Genomic DNA, 16,216 nt, shown 5'->3' with positions numbered 1-16,216 from the left:
GTGATTTCTGATGAGATGGATGTATTGATCATCTAATAAATTAGCATTTTTGAGTAACTAATAACTTGGCATCTTTGAGTAACAGAAGTGCTGAGGCCATACCACCTTTAGAGTAAGGATGATTGCTGATGAGATGGATGTATTGATCATCGCGTTCTTTGACCAATTTTATAATTTCTTCATTTAATATCTTATCGTTATTGAGTATTTTGAGTAAAAAGTGTATCGACGAACGATCATAATCTTCTGAGGCAAAAGGATTGGTTATATTGAATGAATGACAAATACTATTAGATAAATCCTTAATAAATTTTTCAAGTTTTCCTGTAGGGTGTTTGGAGTAATGACCAGATTTTTCTTTTATCCATTCTATATTTTCTTTGGTTAAAAGTTGGTTTTCATATAGAATATTGATTGTCTCTGCGATCTGATTAATATCAGGATACTCTAGAAACCATTTTATATTTTCTAGATCGAAGATATTTTTATCAATAAATCTATTAAATATTTGATTTATTAGATTAAAATCATTATGTTTTCTGATTAAGTCTTCAACTTCTTGAGTTAAAAAGTTATTTCTTTTAATTATTTCTAATATATCGTCAATATTACAATCAAAAATCATAGAATGTGGCATAATTTAATTTTATATATTAAGGTTAAAGAATATCAATTTTTGATATAATATATCAAAATATTATTAAGTAATTATTAATAGATTAAATTATGTAAAAACTTTATTAATGATTTGAATGATAGATAAAAGAGGTTTGACTTCTCTATTAAATCGATTTTTATCCATCCCTAAATAATTCGGTGTGTCACGCAAACGTATCCGTCTTGGCTGCATGTTCTCACTCCTTCTTCTTATAAGACTTTATTTTTTATATTACTAAACATATTCGCAACACGTGTTGCGAGAAATCTAGATAGACTGGATTGGTTTCTCTTTATAAGAAAAAAAATGGAGTAGATAACTATGGCGAAAAATACTTTTGAGAGATTGATTCCACGCTGTGGAACTGTAAAGAAGGCAGCAAATATTTTGAGAACGTCACATCTTAGATTTAGTCTCACTCCTGGAGAAAAACAAGCTGAAATCATTTGTATTCAATGAAAATAAAGCGCTCAAAGAAAAACTAAAAAGCTTTGAAGCTCCCGAAAACTATAGCTTACCTGAATCAATCTGTTTGCCTGAGCAAGAGATACAAGGACTGCAAAACATAGCCAAAACAGTAGGTTTAAATCAAGATCAATTTAACAAAACACTTATTGCGATGGCGGAACAGCAACAGCACTATCAAAATCAGCTAGAGGAAAGAAAAAAGATTCTCGGCGATAAGCTTGCTATTGTTGAAGATTATATAACTAAAACCTATCCCTCTTCTTTGCATACCTCTATTTTGAATACCCTTATTGGAGATGAAAGTGCCATGTCAAATGCCTTAAAACACCGTGATCAATTATTAAATAGCCAAGTCCCTGGTTTAAGTAGTCAACGGGCCAATTTATCCGATCCCTATGAAGGGAAAAATGAGTTACTTAAAGTGGCCAAAGAATATGAACGTGACCCTTCTGATAAAAATAGAAAACGCTATATTAACCTCGCCAATGAAGTTGCTAAGGCAAGGTTTAATTTATGTTAATGTTTGAAGCTAAATTCTACAGTTTTTTGAGCCTGTAACCCTAAACCTCCTAAAAAACAGAGCTTTTTAAAAAGTAACTATTTTGATAAAATTAACCTTCTTTAAATAGTTGTTTCAGGAGGCCTACTGGAAACAGGTTATTAGGGCTGCATTCGATAGAACGGCTGGAGATCAGGTTCTTGCAATAATGCTTTAACACGGGAATAATCCGCAGAAATAAAATCACCTACTGCATCTAATAAGACACTAATTTTTTCTTCTTGGTTAGCTGAAGAACCGACTGTATCTAGTTTGAAATCTGAGGGTAAAAAACTTCTTATAACGTTATTTTGATAATTAACATAAGGCTGATTTGAAATGGCCAATACACTGCCGGAATGCGGACGCTTTGCTAACCAAGCATTAATTGTATCACCAGTATTCGGTCTTTTCCCAGCTATCTTTGGCGTATTGACAGAAATTAATTCCATTTCTGCTAATTCAAGTGGCCATTTTAAACGACGTGCTTTAAAAGCAGCCTCCATCATATCAAGTTCTGTAGCTCCTTCTTTTAAAGTATTAGCAAAAGATTCTTTATCTTTTACTAACAGGCGCTCTCCTCCCAACAAAATTATCTGATTAAAACGAATTCCTTTTTCCCATAAAGAAGTTAAATAATCCAGCCGATTTTCAACCCGTTCTTGTAATGCACCCAAAAACAAAAAGTAAGTCATACTTTTTAAGTTTAGGTGATTTTTCAGAAAGAAAACCAAGTTTATCAAACAATGCTAAAAAATGGTCACGATCCGAAAGCATTTTGTCACTATCTACTAACTCCCACCGCTCAACCCCATCTTTTCGCATCCAAAACGTGCGTATTATTTCCATTAAGCCCTCTAGCGTAACCAAAGTGCTTTCTGGATTTTGTGGTAATTTTTCAGAACAATTTGTCATTTCTAGTAATTCTTCAAAAGCACTTATTTGCTCATCGGTTAAAGAAAACTTCTTTAAAACTGCAGTTAACATACTTAACTCCTATTTTTAGGTTGTTTTTTCAAAAAAACTCAAAACCCATTTCTAATGTTTTTATAGCCAGAAAAGAAACCCGCTCTCATAAAAAACACAATAATATATCTTGTGAAGAAGAAATAATTATTATATTTATTTTGATCTAATAAAAATTATTAATCCGAGGGGTTTCTAATCTACAGTAAAAGTTAGTTTAATTAAAGTTATTGCAGATACTACTTATAGGTCCTATTTATCTAAATTATACTTTATTAGATGAGCGCAACTCTTGTCGGTTAAATGGTAAGAAATTTGGTAACCTTGCGACAGATAGTCACAAGCAGGTTGTTTTAGATAGACAAATTGATCTAGACTGACGTTTGCGGTCATAGCTAACTCCTACGTAGTTGGTTGTGTTTGTCCCTAAGGTGTTCGAGACCTTGGGGGACGCTTACTGTTCTTCTTAACTCATACGAGCAATATAGCTCTAATTGCTCGTATAGTCAATACTTTAAATACACGTTATAATGCTCTTTTAGACTCTTGTGGACACCATTTATGAACAAGCAGGCTTTTAAAGGTAATGATGCTGAAGATAAAATTGTTAGACTATGTTTTGATACACCAGTATCTCTTAGAAAAGCTTTGAAGTTAAAAGCAGCTCACGATGATAAGGAAATGAAAGAAGCTCTACATGAGTTAATACAAGGATATGTAGATGGAAAATTTAAGCTTAAATAATATCGTTCTTTTCCAGTTATAATTATCCTAATAATGAAGGACATTTTTTATTTGCAATCTTAACTAAACTTCACTTTCCCCAGACTAATAACAAGGAAAACAAAGTGACTATTACTATTCATCAACCTCATGACAAATTTTTCAAACGAAACCTAAAAGAAAAAAAGTAGCTATAGATTTTCTAAAAGCACACTTAGAAAAAGAGATTTATAAAGCCTTAAATATCAATACTCTCCAGCTAACTGAGAAAAGCTTTATTGTTCCTGAACTTCGTGAAATTCATAGTGACATCATTTATAAATGCCAAATCAATCAAAAACCAGGCTATCTATTTTTCTTAGTGGAGCATGAATCAACGGCTAAAGATGAATTAATGGCCTTTCGCTTGCTGCACTACTGCTGCACTACATTGTTTCCCTTAGTTATGAACATCTCCAACAAGGCAATAAAAAATTGCCTATTATTTTGCCGCTTTGTATTTATCATGGAGAAATATCACCCTATCCCCATTCGACTGACATTTACAATAACTTTGAGGACCCGGAATTTGCCCGTACGGTAGCTTTTAAACCCTTTAAGCTTATAGACCTTACAGTCCTTTTAGATAAGGATATTGCCCGTCATGGCTTAGCAGCTTTAATGGAAATGCTGTTTAAACACCATCGAGCTAAGAACTTCATGTCGATTATGAGAAAAATGCTGCAAAACCAGCTTGTTCAAACTGTAGTTAAACAGCTTAATATTTCCTATCTTACGGATATGTTAAACTATATAGTAAATACTACTCAGGATGAGAACGAGCCACAGGCCGCTCAACATCTGATTAAAGAATTAATACAGGCTTTCCCAGAAGAGCCAGCTAGGAGAACGATTATGACTTTTGCCCAACAGCTAAAAGAAGAGTACAAGCAAGAATTTATGGGGACTTTTTCAGAACAATTAAAACAGCAGGGTCGACATGAAGAAGCTCTAGAAATTGCTAAAAATATGCTAGCTAAAAGACTTGACCATGAATTTATTAAAGAAATGACTGGCTTATCTGACCAAGATTTAGTTAATCTAGAAAACTAATATATACGCCTTTTTGAAGAATATATAATAAATATATTTTGAAAAACTTTAATAATTGGCTAGATCGACGACAATAGACCTAAAGGAACACCAAAAGTATCTTATTAGTTGTTAGTTTTTATACCAAATAAAGTATTTAGTTGAATGAGTTAGAAATGATCAGCCATTGATTAACGATAGCTCTTATATTTAAAATAGCCCTTGTTATCCTAAATATAATTTACTTTTTTTTAAAAATTAATTCCTCGCTCTTTGGTGAGTAATATTTATTTATGATTTTTTCATAATAATAGGGCTTAATTAAAACTGCATCTGCCCCTAAGCTAAGATAGTGTTGAATGTCTTCTTCTCTTAATTTGTATTCAAAGTCAGATCGATTTATTCTTTGAGCAACCATGATCAAAGCTCCAGGTTTGATTGTGGCCAGAAAGTGGTAGGGTATTCTAGCACTCTATGAAAGCTATCCAAAAGCTAACCGGCCTACCTGAAAATGAAGTAATGGATTTGGTCAAAAAAACACTAAATTATTCAAAATGACAAAGAGGGTTTCACATGTGTAACTCTCTTTGTTTTCAACTAAACATCAAGTTCAATAAGAAATAGATTCGAATTATCTGAAATTTAAGAGAGCATTCATTAAACTGTGTCAGGCATAAATTAGCGTAGCTGTAACTTTAATTGGCCATCAAAAAATATTTGTAGCTGAGAGGCGATTAAAGAGCAATTATGAATAGGTTGATACCATTATTTTTATAGTATTTTTTGACCGGCACAGTAAATTAATTTAAGTAAGGCGTTTTCACTCGTAAAAGCACCTTAAAAATTTACTTCTTTTACTGGATAAAGTAATTGCTTACTTTTCATATTCTTATGAGCCAACCTTTAGAGTTATTGTTCGTTAAAATATCTAACTAATATGCAAGATTCTATTACATTTGATAGTTGGCAGGGATACTGACTGTTGCAGATAATTTACTACTTTCTTGACCATCTTGCTTAAAAAATGAGCATTTTGGAGCAACAAAGAGAGACTGACTTTTGTCATCATTCGTAGCTTTATCAATATTAGTATTAAACAACATCTGGCCGTAATTTAATCTGTATGTATTAGCAAATACTCGAGCATATTCTTTAAAGGCTTCTCTTAATTCCTTAGATTTACTTAGTTCTTTTGGCTCATAAATTTTCTTAAAAAAGCTTAAAAGTTTATCATCCGCTTTTAATCCGTTTTGCATAAGAAACATAACAATATTGCATGCGGTTTTTAGTTTGTCTCCTTGCACTTTTGAATTACGCTCTAGTAAATGATATACAATACTTTCTTTTTCTTGTAGATCATTAATCCATTCTAATTTTTCATTAACATCCCATCCTTTTTTTACCAATTTTTTTAATAACAGGAGTGCATTATCTAATCTATGAAAAAGTACATTTGTACTTAAATTATCTAATTCAAAAGGATAAACTGGTTGAGATCCTGCCATGAAGACTAGTGGTATATTTTGTTTTGCAGCATTTTTTGTCTTTTCACCCCAGCTGCCTCCTCTCATGTAGATTATATCTTGTAATGGATTAGCCAATTCGATTTTAACTGATTCTGGTAAATCAGAAAATTGTCTATATTTTTTCATTAATTGGTCGTTGATTTCTTCACTTTTCGTAAAGTATTGGATCAATTTTTCAACATAAATAGAATAGACTGCATCGTTAGGTTTTTCATAAAAATAATCTAAATTTTTAGCGATAATTTCGTTTAATATTTCATTAAATACTTTATTTTTTCTATGAAAAACTAATGAAAAACCATTTTCTATATAGCAATTTATAATACCAGCATAATCTCTCTCAAATTCTAGCTTCTCATCAATTAAAGGAAAAATACTTAAAGAGGGGGTGTCTAATATTATGTTCTCTGGAATGATACAATCCATATCCGCTAACAAACCTTGATTTAGTTTAAGTTTTTCCAAATTTGCCCCTATCATTACTTTAACCAAATCAATTGGGTTAGCTAATGATTTACAATTTTCTAATAAATTAGAAACAAGTTGTACGAGCTCAGGTTGATTAGAAAATAATGCTTCTAATTTATATATATAAATGTTTTTCAAGTTGGCAGACAATAAGTTTGTTTGCAGCCCTTGAATGTTTTTATCAAGTTGATCTAAATTAGATGATTGATAAATAATAATATGGATGTTTCTCCCAGAAACAGCATGAGAAATAATGTTTTGTAAAAAAGGAAAGTCTTTTGTGTTATAGATAAACTCTGTTTTATTTACCCAAATATATATAATATCTTTATCCGCGCGCATGGTGCCCATATCATTTATTAGTATTTTGAATATCGTAGGGCGAAGATAACACAGAAATATTAAATAATTCTTAAATATACCACTAAAATTCAGCTGAAATAGAACAATTGAATACAAAGTAAACTAATTATTATCCGAGAAACAGAATCGGAAAGCTACATTTATACTCTCATTGAGCATGAAACCATTCCCAATAAGCTCACGCCATTTAAACTGTTGTGATATAAAATAGCCATCATGAAGCAGGATTTAGACCAAGGAACAAAACCTTACCCATAGTTATTTTTATAGAGGCAAAAAAAGTCCTTATCCTTACAATACAAAAATATCCTGGCTTGCTTTAAAAATAAAGAGCTAGCTCAAGAAACATTCTTAAAACCATATCCACTCATTGATATTACCGTGATTCCTGATGAAGAATTACGTACCCACAGGGGAATGGTCATATTAGAGCTAACTCAAAAGAATATCTATAATAGGGATGCATTAGAATTTATACAAGATATAGCTTTACAGGTGGCTAAGCAATTCATAATATATGAACAATTTAAAAGTTTGCTATATTATATTAGTCAAGAGAGCGAATCTAAGAATTTTAAAAAATTTTATTCAAACTTAGCAGAAGCGCTACCTAACTTCAGAGAGGATATTGTGACTTTGGCATATCAGCTAAAACAAGAAGGTCTCCAGCAAGGCCTAGAGCCTAGGCCGTCAAGAGGTTTTAGCGTTTGTAAGAAATTTATTAAAACGGAATGTTCCCTTGGTAACTATTAAATCAGCAAGTGGTATTTCTGAACAAGAATTACTTGAGCTCGAAGAATCTTGAGGCCATGAATACAGCACCACAACAACTGAAACAACAAGGTCGCCAAGAGGAGCGGTATGAAATGGCTAAAAATCTTCTAGCGGAAGGTGTATCTTTAGAGCTAGTAAAAAAAGTTACTAAATTGCCTGATCTAGTTTTAACTGAACTTGAAGATGCTAATTCTTTATAAAAGAGAAAAGTATTTTCTTCTATGACTTATCTTCAATTCTTTTTTTAAACCAATAAAATTTTGGGCGCGACTTTTACGCGACATTCATTGTTTGGGTTCATTCTAAGCAACGTCAAGTGCGGTTCTTGTTTCATATCGAACACTTTATTTGCTGCTTGGATCAAAAGTTAACCAATTCAACTTGTGAATAGTGGGTTGTGATGCGTCCACTTTTATGGCATAACAAATCCTGCCGATCCTCAAAGCCTACACCCGCCGAACGTAACCGCCTCCCAAATGTGTGCTTTAAATCATGTACTCGTACTTGAGACAATCCTGCTCTTTTGCGTGCTTTGACCCAAGCAGAATTTAACATCCGAGTGAGACAATTTCCTTGATACGTAAACACGTAGATAGGGTGCAATCCCCTCACTTCTTGGACTACTTGGGCAGCTATGTGATTTAACACCACGAGCCGGTCTTGTCCATTTTTCACTTTCTCTCCAGGAATAATAAAAACACTGGTATTTAACTCCGGTATTTTTATTTCCTAATCCCCTTGGCGTCGACAAATTTCTTTATCCCGACAATCCGTATTAACCGCAAAAAGTGCCATTCTTCGCAAATGAAGAGGCAACTCAGCAAATTAATTGGAAAAGGTTTATGTTTGTCCGTTTCAGGCAAAAGCTTAATTTTAGGTCCTGTCGCAAGCCATGTCATACCCTTCTTATCTAGCCATTCACTCGCTGCACGATTTAAAATGCGGTGTAATATTTCCAATTCCTGGTTAATAGTTTTCTTTTTTACTTTATCTTTCTTCCGCGAATCAATATACATTTGTAATGTGCCTATATGGGCATTATCTAAAGGCAAATCCCCTATAAAATTATCTATAACAGATTATTTTAGAAAAAACTATCCCTTTACTTTACGTCACCCCGTGCTAACTACACTTTTAGGAGACGAAAACGCGATGAATGACGCTTTAAAACATTGAAACCAGTTACTCAATGCACAAGTGCCCGGTCTCAATAACCAACGAGCCAGTTTCTCTGACCCCGAAGAGGCCAAAGAAGCATTAGCTAAAATCTCAGATGAATATCACCAAAATCCGACTGAGAAAAATCGACAGCGGTATATTAAGTTTGCGAATGAAGTGGCGGAAGCGAGGGTTAAAAAGTAACGTAAAAAATAGTTTCTACTTTAATAAAACCTTAATTTTATTCATTTAAGATATCGATTTTAAAATGGGTATCTTATGAATAACTATAATAATTATAATGGGGTAAAGATAAAACCTGGTTCTCAACACACCTTTACCGAAACGACACCTTTGGTTTTTCAATGGCTTCCCAGAAATCGTGGGGATATGATACCCGAAGAAAAGCTGAATAGAATATTTACCTGGGCAAAGCTCGAAGATACCAGATTAATCTACCCTTGTAATTAATGGAAGTGGGTTTAAGTCTACGCAACGCGAAGAATTAGACAAAAAAATATCTGACAAAAAATTTAATCCTAACCAAAATATCCAAATTATAGATTTTAATGAATTAAATCTATCTGATTATGATTTTTCTTTTGATTCACGACTAGATTGGAAAACTCCATTAAATAAATATACTTTTTCTAATTATTTTAGAACGTTATATTCAATCCCTATTGAAGAAAGAGTATCTTTTGCGGTAGAAATAGATAGCATGCGTAATGCTTTCTTATTAGCTTTATTAAGCTTAAACGAGGCTTTAATTTATCTTGATCTTGACGTCTTTCCTAAAAATGGAAGAAAACTGGGGAAAGTCAGTGCGGAACAAGGTTTTTTACTTGGAGAAAATGATAAAAAATCTTATGATTACTCCGGTATAGTACCGTTTGAAAATGCTATTATGGCGGTTAGTCAAGCAGGAATAAATAAATTACTAGAAATTCATACGCTTTCAAAAGACCGGTTTGAAGGCTCCTACCCTTTGCTTAAAAAGGCACCACATTATATTTATACAATAATATGCGATGTAATCACAAACACACCATTACAAAGCAAAGAAGGTGGCCGTTCTCAGTTTTTCAGATTATCGTTCGAAGATAGAATGAAACTAAATGAACAACTTCAAATTAAAACATTTGGCTTTCAAACTAATGGTGGAAATGTTGATATACAATATGAACATAGCTGGCATGAAATTAAACCTGAAGTTACAAATGACCAAGTAGAAAAAACAAGCACTAGTGTATACAAACTAGGATAGCTATAAGTTTTTTTATAAATAAAAAATACTAAGTAAAGTACTTGTCTTTTTTAGTACCCATAATAAACTGGAGCTATCAATCTAAAAAGCCCGTAAGGCTACCTTTTTAGAGAGGTCGAGTACATTATCAGCCCTGAGTTCTGTTAGGCAACCTGATAGATAAAATTATTGAATTAATTTATTTATCAGGTTTCTTTATGTCCGAAATTAGTTATGAAGCCGCGTGTCAGATGTTTAACACCGAAGTTACGCAGCAATACCAAAATTTATCTAAACTCAAAGATACCATCGAAGAACGCCATGGTTTACGTGGTACACATTTAAATGTGCCAGTGTCTGATTTACTCGAAATGAGTCAAAGTGGTTTTGCACCGACCGATATTCGTGTTACCCCACTTAACGAAACCAATGTGCAAGTACCGACCTATAATTACCATCTTAAAACTGTGATCGGCGGTAGTGAAAAAACACTGTATAACTTTGACAAGATCCTTGATCACTCTAAAACCCATGCTAAAGCTGCCGCGCGATTGAACGATTTCATTAAGATCAATGCGATCTTCAGTGATCCTGACTTTATTGCTGGAAAAATCTATACCGTACCGGTGAATGTAGGTATTAACACCGGATTGAATGAAGAGAAATAAAAGTCAGGGTATGGATGTGCATAATCTAGAAGTATCGAGCTGGACACCAGCGCTGTTAAAACCCTTATTGTATAACGATCAGCAAGTGCCTGGTCTCAATTAACCAACGGGCTAGCTTTTCTGCCCCGGAAGATGCCAAAGAAGCCTTAGCTAAAATCTCAAACGAGTATCACCAAAATTCAACGGAGAAAAATCGGAAATGGTATATTAACTTCGCTAATGAAGTGGCTGAGGCGAGGAAAAAATAATTTTTTGCTTTATTTAAAAGCAAAATTTTTAACTCCTTCAACAAAAGAGGGATCGATTTCTATTTCAACTTCCTCAGCAGGGATTAGCTTGTTAGGTTTATTATTATATTTCATAAATAATCTCATAGTAGCCTAAATTTTTATTAAGTATATTAATCAACGCTTAAGGTATTATTAACTTGTAAAACTAAGGTATGATATTGGTTCCACTATAAGTAATCAGAAATGATGCTAATGAATACTCCAAAAAAGAAAGATAAAGAACCAAATTACTTTAAACTCAATCAAAATGAAACCAACGTAATTACAAAAGCACCTAACAAAACAGTCTCAAAAGATGAGATTGAAGTACTTTCAAGCGAAATAGTAGATTTACCTCTTGTTGAAAATAAATACCCAAATTGTTTGGCTAGATTCAGTAATTGGATGTGTTTTTGGAATAACCCAGAAGAAAAACCTATAGACCCTTCAGCAGTTTACCAACCCACTACGATAGTAAAACAGCCTAGATAAAGTACCTGTAAGTTCTATAGGCAGGAACTATAATAAACCTATCCATCTAAAAAGCCCATTCGGTCACCTTTTTAGAGAGGTCGAACGCATTATCAGCCCTACGTTCTGTTAGGTAACCTGATAAATGAAATTAATGAATTAATTTTTATTTATCAGGTTATTTATGTCCGAAATCAGTTACGAAGCCGCGTGTCAGCTATTTAATACGGAAGTCACGCAACAATATCAAAATTTATCTAAACTCAAAGCTACGATCGAAGCACGCCATGGTTTACGCGGTACACATTTAAATGTGCCGGTGTCTGATTTACTCGAAATGAGTCACAGTGGTTTTGCACCGACCGATATTCGTGTTACCCCGCTGAACGAAACCAATGTGCAAGTACCAACCTATAATTACCATCTTAAAACCGTGATGGGTGGTGGTGAAAAAACGCTGTATCACTTTGATAACATTCTCGATCACTCTAAAACCCATGCCAAATCCGCTGCGCGCGTGAACGATTTCATTAAGATCAATGCTATACGTTCAGCAGCTTCTTGCAATTGCTGGCTATACGTAAATAGAAGAGAGAAAAAAGCTTCTCAGCGATCGTGTTTGCCAGACTTATACTTAATGATCATGACATCGAAGTCTTTAATTTTTTTTCGGATATACAGATCATTGACCTAATCGCTTAGGGAATAACCTTTTCTTTATCTTTTGTGTTGGCTAAAAATAAAGCGGTTGCTGTACCAGAAGACTTTCAGTTACAGGTGTTAAGATAATAAAATGAGAGATGTTGGGTTTACTTGGCATAGGGTTCTCTTAAAAGAGTTCTTTGCCAATTTTTAATTGACGGTGATCAAGGCCGTACCATGGGATTGAATGATTTTGACACCCGTTGTTCGGGTGATTAACAATTCCAGCGGTTATTGGTTATGAAGGGCAAGTAATGCTGGTGTAATATGCGGTTACAGCCATTGTACCCAGGCATCCTAGTGTATGGTGGAATATTTTTAATGCCATTTTCACCTAAAAAACGAAAACCAATATCCAAATAGACCTGGACTTTATGATTCATTAACGGTTTAACCTCATTGTAGAAAAAATTAGAAATCTGTTGGTCATTATACAATGAAAGTTTTAACAATGGGCAGTGTTCAAGTCCATACTTCAAGATTATGCACATCCATGTCTTGGTTTTCGAGAGAAGCAATCGCTAAGGCGTACTTTTCTTCATTGAGCCCGGGATAATCGGTACTGTTTAGACTTTTCCCGCAATAAAATTAAGATATTCATTATTAATTGTTTTTTCTATTAAAATTCGCCACCCCCAACTGGGGGTCGAGAGTTTGAGTTTCTCTGGGCGTGTCAAATTAAAATTATTTTTCAATAACTTAGCTAAGTTGGCTACAATTTTTTCTTCATCAGCCCCAAGTTTATTCTATATAAAAACCTACCTGATACCCTTTCTCCATGAGCCAATGCCGATCTTAAGGCTTATTTAATATTTGTTAAATATAATTCATTAATTATATTTTTTTTTGATAAAAAAAGAGTGAATTAATTGAATATTGTAGTCTATTGTAATATATGGCAGGATGGGTTAGGCGATTTTGGCCATTTTAAAGATGTAGTCAATCGATTGTTAGAAAGCTACGGTTCTTCAATCAAACTCTTTGGTGTAGTGATTTATGATTCGAGTGTACATAATTGTGAACTCTTAAAACAAGATCTACAGGGATATAATTCCTTGCCTCATTTTAGTTGGAGACTCTTAGATAACCCAACTAAAGAAAAAGAAGACGCTCGTTTAATATCTTTTAAAGATATAGACGATTGCCTACTTTCTTTTAAAGATATAATGGGAATTATTGTTGTATCCACTCCTTTTTATGTTACTGATAATCAATTTATCAACTCATTGCCAATTTTACATTTTCCGGAGCATGAAGCCGCATCATTTTTTAAAGATTATCGAGAAATAAGCTCTATAGATTTTAATAAATTAATCTTTAGTATGGGGTTACACGAGGCCAGTCACGGTTTTCTTTTGAAGTCTCCTCGTTCCGTTTCGTCTGAAGCATTATTAGCTTCACTGGAAGACATTAAGTATCATAATTTTTTGTTAGCAACAAACTCAAGAGAAAAATATTCACAATTTCTTCAAGAAACTTTGATCGTTCCCATATATAATAACATCTATTCTAGTTAGTGAGCTGGCTGATAAGTATCAAAATATTATTTTTCATACTAACCTTGAACTCTCTGAAAAAAAAGCATTGATTGCGCTACTTAAAAATTATTGTTCCGAGCTTCAGTTCCTTGACAACGAGGGTACGGTTACTGAAGATAAATTTTCAACTCATGCGAAGTATAAAAAGATAAAAGTAGCTTTAAATTATCCGTTACCTTCCAGTGACTATGAAAGCTTATTTTGGATCGCACAGGAAGTAGCTGTGGGTCGAGGGGATAAAACACTGGAGTTAATGGTGTCAAATCCCAATATCATTCCTATTGTTGAGGTTCAATATTCGAAGGTTCTAACGTTTGAGGCCTTCAATCGTTATATCGTACCCAATATATTTGAAGGGAAGGAGACAATAGAGAGCATAAGATCATATATATCCTGGCTACTACGTGCTTCTCCTAGTTATAAAAGATACCCCTTTAGTGTAAAGTTTGAGCCTAACATCGACCCCAAAAACCTGGAAGCGTTTTTAACGCACTCCATGAAGTTCACATGGAAAAACATTAAGACTTATTTAGCTAAGTATTTAGATTTTAATATAAAATTAGATTTCTATTTATTACTTTTCTTTAAGAAAATAGTCATAGTTGAAAATAACCCAAACCAAATTTTTGACCAAGACGTTTTTTATTCTCAATTAAAGGAGGAGAAGTTTTCTTTTTATCAGTTTGCTTATAAGCTTTTATACGTGCCCGAAGACAAACGAAAGCCAATTATAGAAAAAGCGTATCATAAACTGAGCAATAGTTATCAATTAGCGGTGCTGCTTATTCTTTTACCCGAAAAAGAACGTTATGATTTTTTAATGAATTTAAAATTTCCAGAATGTGATAGTAAACTAATAGAAATTTTTATGTATTCCTTCCGAGCGATAAACGCTTGGAATTTTATTGTAAATATAAAAGTCAAATTATCGACGTGATAAAGGATAACTTGTATGTAATAAAGTCTATAGCTAAGCTTTTTTCAGAAGAAGTGCAATGGAGTTTTATAAATGACTTATCTGACAAACTAATCGATAAGTTAGAACAAAAAAATTATTTTGAATTTAGAAATATATTGTACTGTATTCCTCACACATTGCGACTTAAATTTATTTTGACCTTTATCTATAAAAGTGACCAACAATTAGAAGCATTGAACGATGAAGATATTATAGAGATATTATCCGATTTGAATACTGAAGATCGTATCACTTTTTTTAATAAGTTTAGTTGCAAAAAAGTATTGAGTTTATGTAAGTATAATATCAAATATTTAATGAATTACTTACCTAGCGTAGTAGATCTTCTTAGTCAATATATGATTAACTCAAATGTAAAGATTTCTGAACAATTCACCTATTTTGACTCTTTTGAAACATTCTTAAGTTTAATTGAAGATAACTCCTATCGTGATCGCTTTATAAATTTCTTATTAAAGGAAAAAACGTTTATAGAGTTAATTAAAAGTGACTATAGTTTAACTAAACTATTTGAATTTTTTTCAGGTTACAATGCTTTGCCACAATTAGTGGCGCTCTTAAAAGAAAAAGAAATTATAGAAGTGCTTAAAACTTCTGTTGGCGAAAAAAGGCTTTTTAATACCTTAATAGATTGCTTACCTGAAGTCTATTATCAGGCGTCTATTGATTTATTTGGTGGATTAGAGAAGATACTTAAAAAAGAAATAATAAATCCTCGAATTTTGAGTAAACTATCCTCTGTGGGTGTTATTAATTTAGTTGAGTTATTAGATAAGAGTGAACTACATGAAACTCTAGCCAAAATTATTATTGGCAGTAACGATCTTCCTTTAACTCACTTTTCTAAAAATCACCCAGACGATTTTATTAATTTTTAATCACTAAACTGTCTCCAGAGTTATCTAAGGTTCAATTCTCTGATTATAGCTTTAGGGTAGTTTTTAATGATTTACATCCAAATTGCCATAAATCTTTGATTAGCGCCGTAGGCGCTAAAAAAATAGTCGTGGATATTGGTGAACAACTATATCACATTCGGCAATATGAACACGTATATAATGCTTACTCCCTTGCTTTAAAACTACAGCGAGAAACAATTCACGTTAGCGCTATCATGAAAAAATTTTGGTTTTTTTTAAATTCATTAAAACCGAAAAACGATCTTCATTTGAAATCAACCTGCTCGCCTAAACGATGAGATAAAATTCATGCGACGTCAAAGAAGAGTTCTTCATAGTCGGTGTTGAGGAGGGGAGCAGACAATAGAATTATGATTAAAATATATTGAAATCATTGAAACAAAGCGAAAAAAGTCTAAGGTAGAATCTACATATTAATATAATTAGAATAAGTTAACTTCAATTAAATTTTCCTAAAATTATCTGTATGTGGGGCTGTGGGGCTTTGATCTTCATCCTAGTAAAAGGCCTCCTTAACAGGGTTAAATGATATTTTTGATTGATGTTACGTACCTTATTCCCTGCTTCAGTTAAATTCATTAGTTCAGTATTAGAATAATGCGTCGTTTTCTCTAAATCCTGATTCAAACACACCCTCAAAAGGAAAGGGAACAAAATTATTGGCCTAAGCAACGGATACACCATCCAAATTCTATGCCGGTAAATATATA

At 33.0% G+C, this 16,216-nt stretch carries 22 protein-coding genes and 1 pseudogene; 14 read left to right on the top strand and 9 right to left on the bottom strand.

The features are described 5' to 3' along the window. Nucleotides 1-40 precede the first annotated feature (40 nt). Nucleotides 41-637, bottom strand: coding sequence for a hypothetical protein (locus S3O_RS0103020; protein ID WP_010597580.1), 597 nt, complete (start codon nt 635-637; stop codon nt 41-43). Nucleotides 638-724: 87 nt separating this feature from the next. Next, a complete protein-coding gene (locus S3O_RS19440; protein ID WP_268869409.1) occupies nt 725-850 on the bottom strand; it encodes a hypothetical protein in 126 nt (41 codons plus the stop codon). A 340-nt stretch (nt 851-1,190) separates the two neighbouring features. Between S3O_RS19440 and S3O_RS0103015 the strand changes: the two genes are divergently transcribed. Beyond that, entirely contained in the window at nt 1,191-1,646 is a 456-nt protein-coding gene (locus S3O_RS0103015) for a hypothetical protein (protein ID WP_010597579.1), read from the top strand. A 140-nt stretch (nt 1,647-1,786) separates the two neighbouring features. Here S3O_RS0103015 and S3O_RS0103010 read toward each other — a convergent pair whose 3' ends face one another. Then, nucleotides 1,787-2,341 carry a hypothetical protein gene (locus tag S3O_RS0103010; protein ID WP_156792712.1) on the bottom strand — a complete coding sequence of 185 codons (555 nt, stop codon included), beginning with the start codon at nt 2,339-2,341 and terminating at the stop codon, nt 1,787-1,789. Then, complete coding sequence (locus tag S3O_RS0103005; protein WP_010597577.1) at nt 2,316-2,651, bottom strand: hypothetical protein; 336 nt, start codon at nt 2,649-2,651, stop codon at nt 2,316-2,318. Before S3O_RS0103005 ends, S3O_RS0103010 begins: the two co-directional genes overlap by 26 nt. A 540-nt stretch (nt 2,652-3,191) precedes the next feature. Between S3O_RS0103005 and S3O_RS0103000 the strand changes: the two genes are divergently transcribed. From S3O_RS0103000 to S3O_RS17100, 3 genes are all read left to right on the top strand, one after another. Further along, entirely contained in the window at nt 3,192-3,374 is a 183-nt protein-coding gene (locus S3O_RS0103000) for a hypothetical protein (protein ID WP_010597576.1), read from the top strand. Nucleotides 3,375-3,510: 136 nt separating this feature from the next. Beyond that, entirely contained in the window at nt 3,511-3,936 is a 426-nt protein-coding gene (locus S3O_RS20310) for an Rpn family recombination-promoting nuclease/putative transposase (RefSeq protein ID WP_408005658.1), read from the top strand. Then, complete coding sequence (locus tag S3O_RS17100; protein WP_010597575.1) at nt 3,828-4,445, top strand: Rpn family recombination-promoting nuclease/putative transposase; 618 nt, start codon at nt 3,828-3,830, stop codon at nt 4,443-4,445. Before S3O_RS20310 ends, S3O_RS17100 begins: the two co-directional genes overlap by 109 nt. Nucleotides 4,446-4,665: 220 nt before the next feature. On the opposite strand, the gene S3O_RS17095 is transcribed toward S3O_RS17100, so the two are convergent. The 3 genes and pseudogenes from S3O_RS17095 to S3O_RS0102985 form a co-directional block, all read right to left on the bottom strand. After that, on the bottom strand, nt 4,666-4,842 hold the full coding sequence (locus S3O_RS17095) for a hypothetical protein (protein ID WP_156792711.1): 177 nt from the start codon (nt 4,840-4,842) through the stop codon (nt 4,666-4,668). A 260-nt stretch (nt 4,843-5,102) separates the two neighbouring features. After that, nucleotides 5,103-5,261 (bottom strand): annotated as a pseudogene (locus S3O_RS20625) (IS256 family transposase); the annotation flags it as partial. A 113-nt stretch (nt 5,262-5,374) separates the two neighbouring features. Further along, nucleotides 5,375-6,769, bottom strand: coding sequence for a hypothetical protein (locus S3O_RS0102985; RefSeq protein WP_033227238.1), 1,395 nt, complete (start codon nt 6,767-6,769; stop codon nt 5,375-5,377). A 318-nt stretch (nt 6,770-7,087) separates the two neighbouring features. Here S3O_RS0102985 and S3O_RS15180 point away from each other — a divergent pair, with 318 nt between their 5' ends. Both S3O_RS15180 and S3O_RS17090 read left to right on the top strand, forming a co-directional pair. Continuing rightward, nucleotides 7,088-7,534 (top strand): Rpn family recombination-promoting nuclease/putative transposase, encoded by a 447-nt coding sequence (locus tag S3O_RS15180; RefSeq protein ID WP_083827617.1) that lies wholly within the window; start codon nt 7,088-7,090, stop codon nt 7,532-7,534. A gap of 32 nt (nt 7,535-7,566) precedes the next feature. Further along, nucleotides 7,567-7,755: a hypothetical protein gene (locus S3O_RS17090; RefSeq protein ID WP_192805863.1), complete on the top strand. Its 189-nt coding sequence runs from the start codon at nt 7,567-7,569 to the stop codon at nt 7,753-7,755. A gap of 160 nt (nt 7,756-7,915) precedes the next feature. Here the strand turns inward: S3O_RS17090 and S3O_RS18615 are convergent, their stop codons facing one another. Both S3O_RS18615 and S3O_RS18610 read right to left on the bottom strand, forming a co-directional pair. Next, on the bottom strand, nt 7,916-8,230 hold the full coding sequence (locus S3O_RS18615) for a tyrosine-type recombinase/integrase (RefSeq protein WP_029463622.1): 315 nt from the start codon (nt 8,228-8,230) through the stop codon (nt 7,916-7,918). Between the two features lie 47 nt (nt 8,231-8,277). Then, complete coding sequence (locus S3O_RS18610; protein WP_029463621.1) at nt 8,278-8,607, bottom strand: hypothetical protein; 330 nt, start codon at nt 8,605-8,607, stop codon at nt 8,278-8,280. 145 nt (nt 8,608-8,752) lie between these two features. Between S3O_RS18610 and S3O_RS16265 the strand changes: the two genes are divergently transcribed. The 8 genes from S3O_RS16265 to S3O_RS0102915 all read left to right on the top strand — a co-directional run bounded on the left by S3O_RS16265 (nt 8,753) and on the right by S3O_RS0102915 (nt 15,464). After that, on the top strand, nt 8,753-8,917 hold the full coding sequence (locus S3O_RS16265; protein WP_192805862.1) for a hypothetical protein: 165 nt from the start codon (nt 8,753-8,755) through the stop codon (nt 8,915-8,917). A gap of 517 nt (nt 8,918-9,434) precedes the next feature. Then, the gene (locus S3O_RS17085) at nt 9,435-9,980 is read left to right on the top strand and encodes a hypothetical protein (protein ID WP_010597572.1); all 546 of its coding nucleotides are present in this window, start codon (nt 9,435-9,437) and stop codon (nt 9,978-9,980) included. A gap of 197 nt (nt 9,981-10,177) precedes the next feature. Continuing rightward, complete coding sequence (locus S3O_RS0102950) at nt 10,178-10,627, top strand: phage capsid protein (protein ID WP_010597571.1); 450 nt, start codon at nt 10,178-10,180, stop codon at nt 10,625-10,627. 482 nt (nt 10,628-11,109) lie between these two features. Next, entirely contained in the window at nt 11,110-11,388 is a 279-nt protein-coding gene (locus tag S3O_RS0102940; RefSeq protein ID WP_156792708.1) for a hypothetical protein, read from the top strand. Between the two features lie 163 nt (nt 11,389-11,551). Further along, nucleotides 11,552-12,061, top strand: a complete 510-nt coding sequence (locus S3O_RS0102935; RefSeq protein ID WP_010597569.1) for a hypothetical protein — start codon at nt 11,552-11,554, stop codon at nt 12,059-12,061. Nucleotides 12,062-12,938: 877 nt separating this feature from the next. After that, nucleotides 12,939-13,586 carry a hypothetical protein gene (locus S3O_RS0102925; RefSeq protein WP_010597568.1) on the top strand — a complete coding sequence of 216 codons (648 nt, stop codon included), beginning with the start codon at nt 12,939-12,941 and terminating at the stop codon, nt 13,584-13,586. A gap of 277 nt (nt 13,587-13,863) precedes the next feature. Beyond that, nucleotides 13,864-14,544: a hypothetical protein gene (locus S3O_RS0102920; protein WP_192805861.1), complete on the top strand. Its 681-nt coding sequence runs from the start codon at nt 13,864-13,866 to the stop codon at nt 14,542-14,544. Next, a complete protein-coding gene (locus tag S3O_RS0102915; RefSeq protein ID WP_010597566.1) occupies nt 14,502-15,464 on the top strand; it encodes a hypothetical protein in 963 nt (320 codons plus the stop codon). The genes S3O_RS0102920 and S3O_RS0102915 overlap by 43 nt, the downstream gene beginning before the upstream one ends. Nucleotides 15,465-16,216 lie beyond the last annotated feature (752 nt).

The sequence above is a fragment of the Rickettsiella massiliensis 20B genome, from assembly GCF_000257395.1.
Classification (GTDB): Bacteria; Pseudomonadota; Gammaproteobacteria; order Diplorickettsiales; family Diplorickettsiaceae; genus Diplorickettsia; species Diplorickettsia massiliensis.
This window is presented reverse-complemented; position numbering and strand designations above follow the sequence as displayed.